Consider the following 16,144-nt stretch of genomic DNA (forward strand, 5'->3'; position numbering starts at 1 on the left):
TATTCCTCCTAAAAAATCGCATCAAGTTTTACCACAAATTCATAATCAGGATAGATGGATTTCAATTTATCTCTTATCTCTATTTTTAGATTTTCTTTTTCATGTACTGTCTTTACAGAATCAGCATTATAGTCAATATCTATATAAATTTTATTATCTTCAAGGACTATATCGTGAAAAGAATAAATATTAAGTGATTCTCTTATTATTTTTTTTAGTGCCAAAGATACAGAATTAACTATTTCATTGCTGCTTCCCTTTGGATCGGCATGAATAATTAATTTTATACCAAGTAAATCAGATATCTCTCTTTCGACTTTATCTACAATATTATGAGCTTCTTCTAAGGTCAAATTATAATCTAGAGCAGCATCAATAATTACAATCATATTGTCTGGACCAAAATCTGTCACCATCATGTTGTGAACATTGGAGATACCGTCATAATTTGAAACTTTTGACTTTATCTCGTGTTTTGTTTCATCACTAAGACCTCGCCCCAATATAATTGAAATTGTTTCATATATTAATGAAATGGCAGTATATAAGATAAACAAGGCAACTAAAAGTCCCACATATCCATCTAGGAGCTTTCCTGTGAATTTTTCTATTATTATAGAAATAATTACAACTGAAGTTATAAGAGTGTCACTTAATGAGTCCTTTTCTTGTGCCTTTAAAGTGACAGAATCAATTTTTCTTCCCACATTTGAATATAAGGAAGCCTGCCAAAATTTTATTATTATAGTTAAAATTAAAATCACAATAGTGGATTTTGGATAAGATATTTCCACTGGATGTATTATTTTTTCAACTGATGTTTTCAAAAATTGAAAACCAACGGAAAGTACGATACCAGAAACTACAAGAGAAATCAAATATTCGAGTCTGCCGTGTCCATAAGGATGATCCTTATCTCTTGGTTTAGCAGCAAGTCTTATACCTAAAATAGAAATAATAGAGCTAATGCAATCAGTTATATTATTTACTGCATCAGATAAAATTGAAATTGATCCAGTAAATATATACAAGATAACTTTTAAGACAGCTACAAATATATTTGATAGAAGTCCGAGAAAGGAAGTTTCTTTCGAGATTTTTGCCCTGTCATAGCCATAGGCACTCTTTCCCCTTTTTAAAATAAGTTTTGCGAGCATTTATCCTCCAAAAAATTTAATTATAAATAAAAATAGGCTAAAAGCCCACTTTAAACAGATTTCCTCAGTTACAATCATTATAACACTAGTAGATTAGTAATAAAAGGAAAAGAAAATAGTTAAAATCCACTGACTAATTTATAACTTATAGATAAAAAAATGCACCAGACTTTCTGGCACATTTTCTAACTTATATTTAAATTAATTTAAATAAACTTTTTAAGCTCTGGAAGAAGTAGGCCTTCTGCAACTTCTTCCGCCTTTTCCTTGGAAGCTAATATTTCAACTAACTTTACGCCAAGAAGAATGGCAAGAGCTGGACCCATAGAAGTTATAATATTATTATCTTCAACAATTGCTTCATCCACAATATTTTCTGCCTTAAGCTTATTTTCCACTCCAGGATAGCAAGTGAACTTTTTGTCCTTTAATAAACCCGCAGCATCAAGAACTTGCGGACCAGCACAAATTGCAATTACATTTTTCTCTTCATCGTTAAAGACATTGGCACATTCTAGAACTCTTTTATCATTCATTAGATTTGTAGCACCAGGTTGACCTCCTGGTATGTACATGGCTCTATAATCTTCAATATTAATTTCATCAAAAATCTTATCAGCAAATACCTTTATATCATGAGCCCCTTTTACTTCTGGTCTATCCTTAATTGATACTGTATCTACTTTTAAATCTGCTCTTCTCAAAACATCAACAATTGTTAGAGCTTCAATTTCTTCAAAACCTTCTGCCAAAAATACCAATAAATCTTTCATAATGACCTCCTATTTGTTCATTATAGAATCCACTGCATTTATAATTGCAGATCTAAAACCATCCTTTTCTAAAGATTTTACTCCCTTAATAGTTGTTCCTGCTGGTGTTGTAACTTGGTCCTTTAATTCTCCTGGGTGAAGTCCAGATTCTCTTACCATCTTTGCAGAACCTGCCACTGCTTGTGAAATAACTCTATAAGCCATATCCCTTTGCATTCCGTGAGAAACCGCTGCATCAGCTGCTGCTTCAATATACATGTAAACATAAGCTGGCATACAACCAGAAACTGCTTCATAAATTTTAATATTTTTTTCCTCAACAATTTCAGTTTGACCAAAGTTAGATAAAACATCTCTAATTTCTTTTACTTCTTCCTCTGAAATATTTTTTCCAGGACAAATTCCTGTCATTGAAGATAAAATCTTTGCAGGTGTATTTGGAAGAGCCATCATAAGTTTTTTACCAGGCAAAATTTCTTCAAGCTTTTTAAGATCAAAGGCTGATGTAACTGAAATAATAATTTGATTTTCTACATCTTCCTTTATTTTTTCTAAAACTTCAGCATAAACAAAGGGTTTAATTGTAAAAATAATTGCATCAGAATTTTTTACAACATCATTTTCTGATTCCATAATATTTGCCTTTTCAAAATCTTTAAAAGATTCTCTCTTTTTCTTATCCATGTCAAAAAGATAAGTTTCTATATCATTATTTAAAAGACCGTGTGCCATGGCAGCGCCCATGTTGCCAAGGCCTATAATTCCCATCTTCATCTCATCACTCCTTAATTAGATTATACACGAAATTATTTAAATTTTCATTTTTATGCTATAATTTAAGGCGGTGATTTTATGAAAAAAATTTCTCTTATTAAGTTATTTTTAACATTTTTTAAAATAAATGCCATAACCTTTGGAGGAGGATATACAATTGTCCCTGTTATAAAAGATATTTTCGTATCTGATTTAGAACTTATTGACGAAGATGAAATGATGGATATAGTCGCCATTTCCCAAGGTGGACCTGGTGCTATGGCAATTTCCTGCTCCGTCTTAACAGGTTATTACTTAAAAGGACCTATTGGAGCAATAACTTGTCTTATTGCATCCTCCCTTCCTTGTTTAATAATTTTGTCCATAATTTCAAACTTCTACCAAGAGTTTAAGTCGAACTTTTTTATAAATGCAGCCTTAGAAGGCATAAGCGGAATAATTTCTGCAGTCCTATTTATAACAGTCATTCGCATGGGAATTTCATCTTACAAGAAAAACCCACGCTTTAGCCTTGCTATGATAATTCTTGTCTTCTTAGTTGCATTTTTCACAGAAATAAACACAGGACTAATAATTCTATTCTGTGCACTTGCAGGAATTTCTTATTTTAGCGTTATGGAGAGATACAAAAATGCTTAATTTATTTTTAATTTTCTTTAAAATCGGATGCTTTGCCTTTGGCGGCGGTTACGCAGTAATACCACTAATTTCAAAATACGTTGTAGAAGAAAATGCTTGGATCTCAACAAGAGAATTTATAGACCTAATCTCAATATCACAAATGACACCCGGACCAATAGCTATAAATTCAGCAACCTTTGTTGGTCAAAATGTAAATGGAATAATAGGATCAATCTTTGCAACAAGTGGACTTGTCCTTCCTCAATTTATTTTGATGATGATATTAGGATATTTTCTCTTTAGCAAGGGCAAAAAATTTAAAATTATGGACTACTCCCTTCTTGGCATAAAAGCAGGAGTTGTGTCATTGATTTTTATAACTACCTTAAAACTATTTCAATCATCAGTCTTCCCTGAAGGACTAAAACTTTCAGGAATTAGCCTTGCCGCCCTTATTTCCTTTATAGTTGGCTTTATCCTCTACCTAAAAAAAGTAGACCTATTTAAACTAATAGGCCTTGGTGCAGTAATTGGAATTGTAATAAAATATGTCTTGACATTTATGTAAAACAAAACTCCTTAGAATAAAATCTAAGGATTTTTTTATTAGCAACTTTTAACTTTACAATTTAAAACAAACAATCATCAATTAATTTTTTATTCTTTAACTTATCTATCCACTTTCTTGGGATTTCATCATATCCATAAATTATTCCAGCAAGTCCACCAGTTACAGCTGCTGTTGTGTCGGTGTCGTCACCAAGATTTACTGCCTTTAGGACTGCATCTTTATAAGAATTTGTATTTAAAATGCACCAAATGGCAGCTTCTAGTGTATGGAGAACAAAGCCCGTAGACTGAATCTCATCTTCCTTTTTCTTTTTTATTTCGCCAAATCCCAAGTCTTCTAAATCTTCACCTGCAATTAATTTTCTCGCAAGATGCACATAATCTATGCAAGCCTTTTTAGAAATCTCATGAGCGTGAGTGATACTTGATACACTTTCAATTTCCTCATCACTTGCATCAGTAAAGGCAAGGGGCAAAATTCTCATAAGAGATCCATTCCCATTTGCATAAAAATCATCAATTCCATGACCCTCTACTAGGGCATCTCTTGTTGTAATTCCTACATCAAAAGTTTCACCATTAGCTGTAAATTCATCATTAAATAGCCATGACTTAAAATTTTTTCTTATATCTTCTATATCAATCTTTTTCTTATCTTTAATGGATTTGCAAGTCGCAAGAGTCATGCTAGTGTCGTCAGACCAAGTGCCAGGCTCTTGATTCCAAGAACCAAATCCAACACAATCACTGCACATAAAAGTTCCTCTTTCCTTAAACTCAAAGGGAACACCAAGAGCATCAGCAACAGCAAAACCATAAATTGCATCTCTTAACTTTGTCATAAAAACTCCTTTCATAAAAATTTTCCATAAAACAAAAACTAAGACTCAAAAAAGAATCTTAGTTATAAATATTTCTTCTATGTCCCACATCTATGGCGAAAATAATTAATTTTTCGTCGTCAATTTTCGCAAGAAGTCTATAGGAGCCTATCCTATACCTCCAAATACCTTTGAAGTTGCCAGTGAGGGGCTTGCCAGAAAATCTTGGGTCCTGACAACCAATAAGATTGCCCTCCATCCAATTTTTTATAAGTTTTTGGGACTGCCTATCAAGTTTTTTAAAGGACTTGTCAAACTTTTTTGTAGTTCTTACTTGGTAAGTCATAGGTCAAGCTCTTTAAATAAATCTTCGATAGGTCTAGTTTCAACTTCGCCCCTAGTTTCTCTTTCAAGAAAGTCTTCAGCAACTTTCATGTCGAACTCATCTTCAAGTTTCTCTTCCATTAATTTTTTAAAAAGAGTGGAAAGAGGTTCTCCCATAAGATCAGCATAGGCAGTAAAAGCCCTCTCCTCTTCAGCATTAAGTCTTACAGATACAGTTTTCATACCATCACCTCTAATCCGATTGTATTACATTGTGTTACATAAGTCAATTGTATAAAGTTTTTTTATAAACTAATCTTCATGGGTTACAGCAATTGGCTTTGCATAATAAACAAAAATCATTGCATCATATAAATCTTTTGGGACTTCCTTTACTCTATAACTTGTTGGAATAAATTTCATAAGCGGAGAATATCCTTCGCCCAAACTTCCCATGTTAATCTCTTCATTTATAAATTCAAAGGTTTCACCATCTTGAATTTTTGTAAAATCTAAATAATATTTGCCCTTAAATTTTCTCGCACTGTAGGCAAGTGGATCTGCAGATACAAAGGCATGGTTTGCCCTTTTATTATCTGGTCCAGCCTCATTTATATTTACAATTCCCTTATAAAAGTCAGTTCCAATAATAAAATATTTTTCTCCAAAAATTTTCTTTAAGTGAGAACCCATGGGCTCATAAAATTTTTCACTTTTTGCGATGTGTCCATTGTGACCAGAAATTAAAAGCAAATCATTTCCCTTTGCCTTTTCAAAATCACTTATCCACTTAACATTTTCAGCCATTAACTTATCTCTTAAATTATTTACTTTTACATAATCCTTAAAATCCAATTCATAATATTTTACGCTGTCCATTACATTTGTGATTGCTCTTGAAACTATTTTTGCTTCGGGAGATGATAAAATTTCTACATAATTTTTTACTTCTAATAACAAATCCTTTTTTTCTTTTATCTGTGAAATCTTAAAATTTTCATCTTTAATAAAGGAAAATTCCTTTTGCAAGTTTTTGTCTTGTAGAATATTATTTTTTTCGCAAAATTCTAAAATTAATTCCATAGATTTTTCTGGATTTTGCATATCAAATCCGTAAAAGGAAAGCTTGTCCTCATCCTTTGCCTTTTGGTTGTAGTCAAACATATAATTTATGAGGTCATTCATATTCTTTGTGTGATAAATATTAAAAGAAAAAACACTAGAAATATTTTCAGCTCTTTTATTTCCATGAATGTAATTATTTATAATCATGCCTTCGCCAAAATCAGCTTCAATAGCAAAGCTCTTTAAATTATTTTTTTCAACTAAAGTCTTTAAAACTTCTAATTTTAAATCTTGAAAATCAGAATTGCCGTGAGTGGCTTCGCCAAGTCCAACAACTTTTATATAATCATCTAAATTTATTTCACTTACCATTTTGCCATAGTCTTCTATGTCAGAAATATTTTTTCTTGCACTTAATTTTGGAAGATTAACCCACAAAAAATCTCCAAGCCCTCCAAGAAAAATAAGAGTTATTAAAAAAATTAAAAGTCCTTTAAAAATTTTCTTTATCATTTTCTCACCCTCTTAAAAGAATTATATAAATAAAAAGCAAAAAAATAAAGACTCCCCTAAGGAAGTCTTTAAGTCAAAATTTATTAAAGAACTGCTTGAGCTGCTGTTATGATTGCTAGTGAATATACTTCGTCTTCTGAGCAACCACGAGAAAGGTCGTTTACTGGGGCATTAAGTCCTTGAAGGATAGGTCCTATTGCTTCAAATCCACCAAATCTTTGTGCAATCTTGTATCCAATATTACCTGCTTCAATGTTAGGGAATACAAATACATTTGCGTGACCTGCAACTTCTGAACCTGGTGCTTTTTTATTTGCTACTGATTCTACAAATGCTGCGTCAAATTGAAGTTCTCCATCTATTGCCATTTCTGGATTTTTTTCTTTTGCAATTTCTGTTGCTTCTGCTACCATTGTTACTCTTTCGTGAGATGCTGATCCCTTAGTTGAGAATGAAAGCATTGCAATTTTTGGATCCATGCCAAATTGTCTTGCTGTTTCGTTTGATACAAGTGCAACTTCTGCAAGTCCATCTTTGTCTAGGTCAATGTTAATAGCACAATCAGCCATTAGATACATTTCTTCATCTCTTAACATGATAAATGCTCCAGAGCATCTCTTATATCCTTCTTTTGTTTTTATAATTTGAAGAGCTGGTCTAACTGTGTCTGCAGTTGTGTGTGCTGCACCTGATACAAGTCCTTTTGCTTTTCCCATGTAGATAAGCATTGTGCCGAAATAGTTGTGATCTTTTAGGATTTCTTCTGCTTGTGCTTCTGTTGCTTTTCCTTTTCTTCTTTCAACAAAAGCTTTAACCATTTCTTCTTTTCCTTCATAGTTAGCTGGATCTAGAATTTCAAGATTTCCAAGTTCTACGCCTTCTTTTTCTGCAAGAGCTTGAAGTTCTTCTTTGTTTCCAAGAACTATTGGTTTAATATCTCCATCATTATTTAGTCTAATAGCTGCTCTTAAAATTCTTGAGTCATCGCCTTCTGGAAATACTATTTCTGGTTTTGATTCTCTTACTTTTCCTTTTAATTCTTCTATTAATGACATAATGTCCCCCTTTGTTATTACTAAATAATATTATATATCTTATGAAAATTAATTTAAAGTGAATATGCTTTAAAATTTACATCTTCTATTACTTGGTTTAGTCTAACAGAGTCAGCAACGAGTTTTGCTATTAAGTGATGCTTCATTGTGTGAACTCTTAAAACTTCTACTCCCTTGTAAGCTGCAATAGTTGTAAGTGCAGCTGATGCTTCGTCTCTATTTTCAAATCCTTCTTCATTGTTGCCATCAGCGTCAATATTGTTTTGACTTAAAATATTTGTTATAAATCTCTTTCTTGAAACACCTAAAAATGTGAAGCAGCCCATTTCTCTTATGACATCAATTTTATCAATTAATTTTAAGTTTTCTTTTTTTGTAAGAGCAAATCCGATTCCTGGGTCAAGCATTATCCTTTCTCTTTCAATGCCATTTTTTTCTGCACGTTCAAGTGATTTTTTTAGATATTTTTTCATGACTTCAACTATATCCATATCTTCGAAGGATTTTAATTCTTCTTCTGTGAAAGCTCCTTCTCCTCCAAAGGATGGGAAATTTGCACTGGACTTGTGATTTGGTCTTGCAATCTTTGGATTAAACATTAAAATTGCACCGACATCACTTCTTCCCACAACTTCTGCCATTTTAGGATCTCCCATAAAACCTGTTATGTCATTTACAAAATCAACACCTGCTTCAATAGCTGCTTTTGCTACTTCAGCTTTCCATGTGTCAATAGAAAGAGGAATATCAGTCTTAGTCTTTAATTCCTTTATAACTGGCACAACTCTTTCAATCTCTTCTTTGATGTCGACATAAGTAGAGCCCGGTCTAGTTGATTCTCCGCCAATGTCTATCATGCCAGCTCCAGCTTCAATTAGTTCAAGTGCCCTATTGACAGCCTTGTCTTTTCCATACCACAATCCACCATCAGAAAATGAATCTGGTGTCACGTTGACAATTCCACACAATATTGTTTCTTTGCCACTTTCAAAAGTTTTATCTTTGTATTTACAAACTAAATTTTCCATTATTCACTCCAACTCTTATTTTTAATAAATATTTATACTATAAACATTTTATGTCTTCTTAGTTTTTAAATCAAATGCAATTTATTTTGCATAGTACCACAAAATACCCTCTTGGTCCTTAACATAATCAGCTTTGCCTTCTGCTCTAAGATACTCTAAGTGGGCATGAGCTTCACCTGCTGCAAAAAACTTTTGCGTATTTGGAAATTCAGAAAAATCCTTAGCCCTCATGTCCCAAGACATATTCATTGCAATATCACGAACAGTGCATTTGCCCTCTCTTTTTAAAGTTTTTAGGGCTTCATCAACTCTATTTTTGTGGTGATTTTTTAATTCATCAATTCTCTTTGGAATATCCTCTATTAATGCTCTGTGTGATGAATACAAGTGATCAACAGGAAGTTCTCTTAATTTTTCAATATTTTTAAGATATCTTCCAAGACTATCTCCAACAGTAAAATTCCAAAAAGTAATATTTGGAGTTATGTCACCTAAAAGGTGGTCGCCACAGAATAAAATCTTTCTCTCTTCTTCATAAAGACCAACCATTCCTGGAGTGTGACCAGAAAAATCCATTCCCTTAAAGGTAAAATCTCCCACCTTTAAGACATAATTTGGATTAAAAGAAGTATATGGGAATTCTTTCTTTGGTCTATAGCGAAAACCTGCGTGTTCTTCTATTTTTAAATTATCTTCATCAAGACCTTCAATGTGAGCTATCTCCATAACTTCCTTCCATCTCTTTGAATCGGCATTTGCAAAAGACGACATCATTCGATAGTCGATATCTCCCATGTAAATATCAACTCCAAGTTCTTCTGAAAACCAAGAAGCAAGACCTGTATGATCTGAATGAAGATGAGTTAAAAATAAAATTGTTTTATTGAGATCTACATCCATTTCCTTTATAAAAGAAAGCATTTCATTTCTTATTTCCTCTGTATTAAAACCAGTATCCACAATCATTGCCTCGCCCTTAGACTTGACCATGTAAATATTAATACTCTTTAAAGGGTTGCCCCTAAGAGGAATAATTTTACAATAAACACCTTCAGAAAGCTTTTTAATACTAGACATATTTCCTCCCTTTGCTCATTTCATGTATAATAAATACGAGGTGAATTATGAGCGATTTTTTATTAAAACTATTTAAAGTTGAAAGCATTAACAAACTACCTATTGATAAATTATACCCCATTATAGAAAATTTAGACCAGGACCAAAGAAAGCTCATAGCATCTTCCTATGATTTGGACCTAAGTGGTCTCGGGGATAGAGAAGAAATAGATGAAATTCATAAAGTGATTTTATCAGAATTTAAAAACACACTTATGAATTTTACAGAAAAAGAGCATAAATCCTTTTACGATTTCTACAATGGAGCAGTAGACTACACAGACGAAAATGTCTACATAAACATGAAAAAATTCACAAGTCTAGGTATAATGTACCTATTTCTGTCAAAATCAGGAGGATATTTTAATTTTGTAATACCAGAAGAATTAATAGAAGAGTACGAAAGACTATTAAAGTCTTCATAAAATTATTAAAAATATAAAACTAGACTTATAAATTTATTAGACTAGTTTGCATCTTAAAAGGACTTAAAATAATTAAGTCCTTTTTTTGCGGATAAAATTAGGCAAATAAAAACACTCAATTGAGTGTTTAAAAATACTATTAAAATAAATCACTGTGAGAACCAGTCCTATTTAAAACAAGAATAAGTTCATCATCTCTAATTTCATAAATAAGTAGCCAATCTGGATTAATGTGACATTCTCTTAATCCTTCATAATTGCCACTTAATTTATGATCCTTATATCTTTCTTCTAATGTGATGCCTTTAGCTAACTTATCTACAATCTCATAAAGTTTTTCAAGATTAAAATTTCCACTTTTCTTAATTCTCTTTAAATCTTTTTCAAAACTCTTCCTAACTTTAATTTTTCTCATAACTTGTCTACATAATCTTTAAAATCATCAACACTATCAAATTCAGCTACAATGGGATTACCTGCCTTTACTTTAAAAGGAATAGCCTCTTCGCTCACAACAGCTTTTGCAAAAATATTAAAAGCAGTAGACATGCTCATTCCCATGGAATCACATATCCTGGAAAAATCATTTTTTAAATTTTCATCAAGTCTAATATTTAAATTTACATTTGCCATAATAGCACCCTCTTTATAAGTTATATAATATCATCTTTCATGCAATTGTCAATTATATTACTTGGATATTTATATAAAATAAATCAGGAAATTTAAAATCTGAAATTATTATCAGTGGGCATTCACCAAAAAACGTGTGGGGACTTTGTGTGGGAAATTAGCGTAAAACATGGTTAAATATGGTTAATTGTCAAGGCAAATAAAAAAACCATCCCCTAAGGAATGGCTAAGTTTAGACAATTTATTTAATTTATCTAAAAATATTTGGTGGAGGCGGTGGGAGTCGAACCCACGTCCGAAGACCTCTTACAGAAAGATTCTCCGAGTGCAGACTCCTCTTTAATTTTCCCCTGTATTACTAGAGTGTCAAACTCATACAGGGTATCGCCATAAACCCCCTCTGCTATGACGCATCACAGAGTTCGTTTGCCCGCTAATTTGAAACCCGGTTACAGTTCGCGGTGTCTGGCCGGATTGCTACCTAAATTAGGCAGCTAGTGCGAAATTATTTTCGTCGTTTATTTTTTAATAGACCATTTTTACGTTGTGTGATCCATCAACGACTCGCTACTTAAAGCTCAAAATCCCCGTCGAAACCATTTTCGCCCCCATATTTACTTAGACTAAAATTATACTAAATCCTCGTGTCTTTGTCAATTTTAGGGCTTCTAGGTCTTCTTATTTTTCTTCTCTTTTTCTTCGCAAATTTATATTTTAAATTTTTGTTCCAAATTATATATCCAATAATTGAACCAATTACATTTAAAATTAAATCGTCTATATCCACAGACCTTCCTATAAAAAATTGAATGAACTCTACAAAGAAAGAAGTTGTAAAGCTCAACAAAAATATCCTTGATAGCTTCCTGAATTTTGGAAAAATCTCTGCTACTAAAATTCCATAGGGTATGAAAATTAAGATGTTTCCAAAAATATTTGTGAGTGTGTGTAAAAATCCAGAATATTTTACATAGTTTTTCATAGTTCTAAAGGGCACAAAGTTTACACCCCAAGCACCAGAATTTATCCTATCTTTAAAATTTCCAACAAAATCAAAGTTTTCGTTTGTCAAGTTTATGCCAGAATTTGCTATGTATGAATTCGGTGTGAAAAGCATTATTACAAGAAAGGCTATGTAAGCCGCAAAAATACTTAGTAAAAATTCTCTAAATCCAGTGGAATTTTTCTTTCTGTCGGAAAAAAATTTAACTCTTATGAGGGAAAAGACAACAAAGGTAATTACAAAGGCTGGAATAGTTCTTGCCGCAAAAAATAAAAATAATCTCATAATTTTTTTAGGTCTATTAAATTCTCAAGGGAATTTTCATTTTCTTCTACAATAGTCTTCCAGGTTTCCTTAGAGTTTTCATCATAAATCCCAGCAGTTTTAAGACCTGCTCTTTTTGCAGTTCTAAGTGCTAAATATGAATCATCAACTAAGAGAATTTTTTCTGATTTTTCCCCAAGAGAATGGGCAATGGATAGATAAAATTCTTCTTCAGCCTTTAAATATCCAACAGAATCGGCAGTGTAAAGTCCATCTACAAGTTTATCTATTCCATATTTTTTTATAACTATATTTGCAAAGTGATCTGCAGTTGAAGTCCCAATTACAACTTTTTTACCTTGATCCTTAAAGTATTTTAAAATTTCTAGACAATTTTCTTTTAAATCCACCTTATTGGCATAGAAATCTTCTACAGTTTTGCTAAAACCACTCATTAGTTCATCAAAACTTTCTTCCAAATTATAGTATTCTCTTAAATATTTAAGTGAAGCATCTAGGTTCATAGTTGTCATCTTGTGCTGAACTGCATCTTCTATATCTATTCCCTTTGTCTTCATGAAGTCACGAGAAACACTTCGCCAATATCCCATAGAATCAACTAAAGTTCCGTCTAAATCAAATATAATAGCCTTCATGTTACCTCCTTTTTTCCCATAATAATACTATTTTAGTTGTATTTTTAGTAGATTTCAAGTATAATGACTCCATTAGCCTTTGATTTTTAAATTTTTTGTAAAAAAGCTTTGACAAATATTTTTTTCATGCTATAATAATATTTGTTCGAAAATAATATATAAGAAATTCACATTTTGTGTATCTCGTCGGGGTGTAGCGCAGTTTGGTAGCGCACGTGGTTTGGGACCATGGGGCCGGGGGTTCGAATCCTCTCACCCCGACCATTTTTTTATCTGAAGGTTTATCCTTCTTTTTTTTTGCTTTTCTTTAGATAATTATCCAAAAAATTATCTCCTTCCAAGTTAAAGTATTTATTTCCTTAATTTAAATAAAAATTTAGCTTATATACATAATTTTTACTTTTTCATAATTTTTTGACTGATTTATAGTTTAATATTTCAAAAATTAATTATTTTTTTGCATAATGTATATTTTAATAATTTAAAAGCAAAATATTTTTTATATAATTTCTATGCAAACGATTTATCTATTGAAATTGCTAGATGCTTTTATCTTGTAATTATTCTTTACTTGTTCTATAATTGAGCTGAGAATAATAAAAGTAAAGGAGGTTATAGATTTATATGTTACTATTTATTATTGGACTTATAATTCTGTTTGCTGGCGGATTTTTATATTCTAAATATGTAGAAAGTCAATTAGAACCAGACGACAGAGAAACTCCAGCTGTTAAAAAAGCTGATGGAGTTGACTATGTAGTAATGAGCGAAAAGAAAAACTGGCTCATTAACTTATTAAACATCGCAGGTACTGGACCTATCCTAGGACCTATTCAAGGTATTCTTTTTGGACCAATTGCATTTCTTGCAATTCCTATTGGTTGTGTGCTTGCAGGAGCAGTTCATGATTACATGACAGGTTTCATTTCTATGAGAAATGGTGGATCTCAAGTTCCTAAACTAGTTGGTAAATATATTGGCGATGGAGTTCGTAAATTTTACAATATTGTTATTGCAATCTTACTTCTTTTAACTGGTGTAGTTTTTGTCTACACTCCTGGTGACTTAATCGCAAATGATATTTTAAAGGTTGGAGTAGATTCAAATGTTATTTGGATCATTTATGGAGTTATTTTCCTATACTACATTCTTTCAACTATTTTACCTATTGATAAATTAATCGGTAGAATTTATCCACTATTTGGTGCCTTTTTAATTATCTCTGCTATTGGTGTATTTATTGGAATCTTTGTAAAAGGTTCTGGCGATTTAGCTTTTGCAAATGCAGGACTACTTGCTGAACACCCACTTGGACAAAGATTTATACCATCATTCTTTATTACAGTTGCTTGTGGTATCTTATCAGGTTTCCACGGTTCTCAAGTTACACTTGTATCAAGAACTGTTAAGTCAGAATCAGAAGCTAAGTCAACTTTCTACTCTACAATGATTGCTGAAGGTTTTATAGCTATGGTTTGGGCAGCTGGTGCAATGGTAATTTTCTCAACTGGAAAAGCTCCACTAGATACAGCTGGTACACTAATGGTTGGTGAAATTTCTAAATACTTTATGGGTAATGTTGGAGGACTACTTGCAGTTCTTGGTGTTATTGCACTTCCTATCACATCTGGTGATACTGCCTTTAGATCTCTTAGACTAATTATCTCTGAAGAATTAAATATCGACCAAAAATCTGGAGCAAAAAGAGCTGGACTAGCTGCAGTTTTATTTATTCCTGCAATAGCAATCCTATTCTTTGCAAAATCTAATCCTAATGGATTTAATATGCTTTGGAGATACTTTGGTTTCACAAACCAATTTGTAGCAACTTTTGCACTTGCAGTAGCTACTATTTATTTGATTAACAATAATAAAAATTATTTAATCACTTTAATCCCAGGTGTTTTCTATACATTTATAGTATTCTCATTTATTATAAGTGTTAAAAAACTTGGACTTGGCTTACCTTTCTCTGTTGCATACCCAGCAGCAGCTATTATAGCAGCTCTATATGCATTCTTTGTAATAAAAACTGGTAAGAAAAATAAAACTAGAATTGAATCTATAAAATTAGATTAATTGTTTAAATGAAGGGTGGCTGGAATATGCCACCTTTTTTTATTAGGAGGTTTTATGAACTTTATATTAAAAGATAAGGCTTTAAATTATCTTAAAAAGAAAAACATTGATAAAATATTTGTAAATCCAGATGTCGATGTAAAGGCATCTTGTTGTAGCGTGGGAACTTATGATTTTGACATAAGCACAAAAAAAAATGAAGATACAAGTAGATATAAAAAAGTAGAAGTTTCTGGTATATCTATTTTTTACAACCCAACTATTGAACTATACCTAAAGGGAAGAGAGGACACAGAGATTATTATATCTGCAGTTGGAATTGGAAACTTCAAAAAATTATATGTAGAAAATGAAATAAATTCAATTGAAAAATGACAAAAGTGATAAAATGAAAAATTCAAAAATCGAAGACTTTATAAATAATTATGAACTAGATGAAAAATATAAAAATAGAATTCCTGACCCACACTTTTTTTATTCTGGTGATGAAATTTTAAATCAGGCAATTTCTGCCATCTTGGCAGGTAAAAATATTCTCCTTGTTGGCGATAAATCAACTGGTAAAAATGTACTGGCAGAAAATCTAGCCTATATTTTTAAAAGACCTCTCTGGAATTTGTCCTTTCACATAAATATTGACAGCTCCGTTTTAATAGGTGATGACACCCTAAAAAATGGAAATGTCCTTTTTCGTGAAGGTCCCATAACAAAGGCTGCAAACTGTGGTGGTTTTCTTGTCCTAGATGAAATAAATATGGCAAAAAATGAAGCAATGGCAGTCCTCCACTCCATCCTCGATTACAGAAGACTAATAGATATACCGGGCTATGACATTATAAAACTTCATCCTGCCACTAGATTTATTGCAACTATGAATTATGGCTATGAAGGAACAAGAGAATTAAACGAGGCTCTTCTATCTCGTTTTGTAATAATAAAAATGCCCCTCATCTCTAAAGAAAGGCTCTTTGCTTTAATACAAAAAGAATATCCCAATATGAAAGAAGAATTTGTAAGTGACATCTCATCTTTTTTCTACGATTTAAAACTAAAAGCAGAAGCAGGGGAAATTTCAAAAAACTCACCAGATCTTAGAGGGATTTTTGATGCAATTGACCTTGTAAAAGAAAATCTTAGTTTAGATTCTGCACTTGAACTAACTATTTCAAATAAACTTTTTGATCCCTATGAAGAAGAAATTTTAAAAGATTTAATAAAAACTAGATTTGAAGAAAATTTATTTTTTGAAGATATTTTTATAAAGTGA

Annotated in this window: 20 protein-coding genes, 1 tRNA gene and 1 other RNA gene; 7 read left to right on the forward strand and 15 right to left on the reverse strand. The window is 31.8% G+C overall.

Translation table 11 applies throughout. The features are described 5' to 3' along the window. Positions 1-8 precede the first annotated feature (8 nt). The 3 genes from BN3657_RS02845 to proC form a co-directional block, all read right to left on the reverse strand. Complete coding sequence (locus tag BN3657_RS02845; RefSeq protein WP_062551694.1) at positions 9-1,157, reverse strand: cation diffusion facilitator family transporter; 1,149 nt, start codon at positions 1,155-1,157, stop codon at positions 9-11. A 206-nt stretch (positions 1,158-1,363) separates the two neighbouring features. Further along, positions 1,364-1,930 (reverse strand): DJ-1 family glyoxalase III, encoded by a 567-nt coding sequence (locus tag BN3657_RS02850; protein WP_062551695.1) that lies wholly within the window; start codon positions 1,928-1,930, stop codon positions 1,364-1,366. A gap of 9 nt (positions 1,931-1,939) precedes the next feature. Beyond that, complete coding sequence (gene proC / locus BN3657_RS02855; protein ID WP_062551696.1) at positions 1,940-2,704, reverse strand: pyrroline-5-carboxylate reductase; 765 nt, start codon at positions 2,702-2,704, stop codon at positions 1,940-1,942. A gap of 78 nt (positions 2,705-2,782) precedes the next feature. Here proC and BN3657_RS02860 point away from each other — a divergent pair, with 78 nt between their 5' ends. Both BN3657_RS02860 and BN3657_RS02865 read left to right on the forward strand, forming a co-directional pair. Continuing rightward, entirely contained in the window at positions 2,783-3,343 is a 561-nt protein-coding gene (locus tag BN3657_RS02860) for a chromate transporter (protein ID WP_062551697.1), read from the forward strand. Next, positions 3,336-3,893, forward strand: coding sequence for a chromate transporter (locus BN3657_RS02865; protein WP_062551698.1), 558 nt, complete (start codon positions 3,336-3,338; stop codon positions 3,891-3,893). Before BN3657_RS02860 ends, BN3657_RS02865 begins: the two co-directional genes overlap by 8 nt. Positions 3,894-3,954: 61 nt before the next feature. Here BN3657_RS02865 and BN3657_RS02870 read toward each other — a convergent pair whose 3' ends face one another. The 7 genes from BN3657_RS02870 to BN3657_RS02900 all read right to left on the reverse strand — a co-directional run bounded on the left by BN3657_RS02870 (position 3,955) and on the right by BN3657_RS02900 (position 9,778). Next, a complete protein-coding gene (locus BN3657_RS02870; protein ID WP_098039828.1) occupies positions 3,955-4,737 on the reverse strand; it encodes an ADP-ribosylglycohydrolase family protein in 783 nt (260 codons plus the stop codon). Positions 4,738-4,795: 58 nt separating this feature from the next. Next, positions 4,796-5,062: a type II toxin-antitoxin system RelE family toxin gene (locus BN3657_RS02875; protein ID WP_062551700.1), complete on the reverse strand. Its 267-nt coding sequence runs from the start codon at positions 5,060-5,062 to the stop codon at positions 4,796-4,798. Then, positions 5,059-5,283: a type II toxin-antitoxin system RelB family antitoxin gene (relB, locus tag BN3657_RS02880; RefSeq protein WP_062551701.1), complete on the reverse strand. Its 225-nt coding sequence runs from the start codon at positions 5,281-5,283 to the stop codon at positions 5,059-5,061. Before relB ends, BN3657_RS02875 begins: the two co-directional genes overlap by 4 nt. 69 nt (positions 5,284-5,352) lie before the next feature. Continuing rightward, positions 5,353-6,618 carry an erythromycin esterase family protein gene (locus tag BN3657_RS02885; RefSeq protein ID WP_062551702.1) on the reverse strand — a complete coding sequence of 422 codons (1,266 nt, stop codon included), beginning with the start codon at positions 6,616-6,618 and terminating at the stop codon, positions 5,353-5,355. Positions 6,619-6,701: 83 nt separating this feature from the next. Further along, a complete protein-coding gene (gene pta / locus BN3657_RS02890; RefSeq protein WP_062551703.1) occupies positions 6,702-7,673 on the reverse strand; it encodes a phosphate acetyltransferase in 972 nt (323 codons plus the stop codon). A gap of 53 nt (positions 7,674-7,726) precedes the next feature. Beyond that, positions 7,727-8,701: a dihydropteroate synthase gene (folP, locus tag BN3657_RS02895; protein ID WP_062551704.1), complete on the reverse strand. Its 975-nt coding sequence runs from the start codon at positions 8,699-8,701 to the stop codon at positions 7,727-7,729. An 81-nt stretch (positions 8,702-8,782) separates the two neighbouring features. Beyond that, positions 8,783-9,778: an MBL fold metallo-hydrolase gene (locus tag BN3657_RS02900; RefSeq protein ID WP_062551705.1), complete on the reverse strand. Its 996-nt coding sequence runs from the start codon at positions 9,776-9,778 to the stop codon at positions 8,783-8,785. Between the two features lie 47 nt (positions 9,779-9,825). Between BN3657_RS02900 and BN3657_RS02905 the strand changes: the two genes are divergently transcribed. After that, positions 9,826-10,242: a hypothetical protein gene (locus BN3657_RS02905; RefSeq protein WP_062551706.1), complete on the forward strand. Its 417-nt coding sequence runs from the start codon at positions 9,826-9,828 to the stop codon at positions 10,240-10,242. 139 nt (positions 10,243-10,381) lie between these two features. Here BN3657_RS02905 and BN3657_RS02910 read toward each other — a convergent pair whose 3' ends face one another. The 5 genes from BN3657_RS02910 to BN3657_RS02930 form a co-directional block, all read right to left on the reverse strand. Then, positions 10,382-10,657 (reverse strand): type II toxin-antitoxin system RelE/ParE family toxin, encoded by a 276-nt coding sequence (locus BN3657_RS02910; RefSeq protein WP_062551707.1) that lies wholly within the window; start codon positions 10,655-10,657, stop codon positions 10,382-10,384. Further along, positions 10,654-10,875, reverse strand: a complete 222-nt coding sequence (locus BN3657_RS02915; protein WP_019139132.1) for a type II toxin-antitoxin system RelB/DinJ family antitoxin — start codon at positions 10,873-10,875, stop codon at positions 10,654-10,656. Before BN3657_RS02915 ends, BN3657_RS02910 begins: the two co-directional genes overlap by 4 nt. A 265-nt stretch (positions 10,876-11,140) precedes the next feature. Continuing rightward, positions 11,141-11,485, reverse strand: a transfer-messenger RNA (tmRNA) gene (gene ssrA / locus BN3657_RS02920). Between the two features lie 24 nt (positions 11,486-11,509). Further along, on the reverse strand, positions 11,510-12,163 hold the full coding sequence (locus tag BN3657_RS02925) for a VanZ family protein (RefSeq protein ID WP_062551708.1): 654 nt from the start codon (positions 12,161-12,163) through the stop codon (positions 11,510-11,512). Continuing rightward, positions 12,160-12,798, reverse strand: coding sequence for an HAD family hydrolase (locus tag BN3657_RS02930; protein ID WP_062551709.1), 639 nt, complete (start codon positions 12,796-12,798; stop codon positions 12,160-12,162). Before BN3657_RS02930 ends, BN3657_RS02925 begins: the two co-directional genes overlap by 4 nt. Before the next feature lie 187 nt (positions 12,799-12,985). Here BN3657_RS02930 and BN3657_RS02935 point away from each other — a divergent pair. From BN3657_RS02935 to BN3657_RS02950, 4 genes are all read left to right on the forward strand, one after another. After that, a tRNA-Pro gene (locus BN3657_RS02935) sits at positions 12,986-13,062 on the forward strand. Between the two features lie 360 nt (positions 13,063-13,422). Then, complete coding sequence (locus tag BN3657_RS02940) at positions 13,423-14,877, forward strand: carbon starvation CstA family protein (protein ID WP_062551710.1); 1,455 nt, start codon at positions 13,423-13,425, stop codon at positions 14,875-14,877. Between the two features lie 54 nt (positions 14,878-14,931). Then, on the forward strand, positions 14,932-15,252 hold the full coding sequence (locus BN3657_RS02945; protein ID WP_062551711.1) for a hypothetical protein: 321 nt from the start codon (positions 14,932-14,934) through the stop codon (positions 15,250-15,252). A 13-nt stretch (positions 15,253-15,265) separates the two neighbouring features. After that, a complete protein-coding gene (locus BN3657_RS02950; protein ID WP_062551712.1) occupies positions 15,266-16,144 on the forward strand; it encodes an AAA family ATPase in 879 nt (292 codons plus the stop codon).

Source organism: Peptoniphilus phoceensis (assembly GCF_001517665.2).
In the GTDB taxonomy this organism is placed as follows: Bacteria; Bacillota; Clostridia; order Tissierellales; family Peptoniphilaceae; genus Peptoniphilus_A; species Peptoniphilus_A timonensis.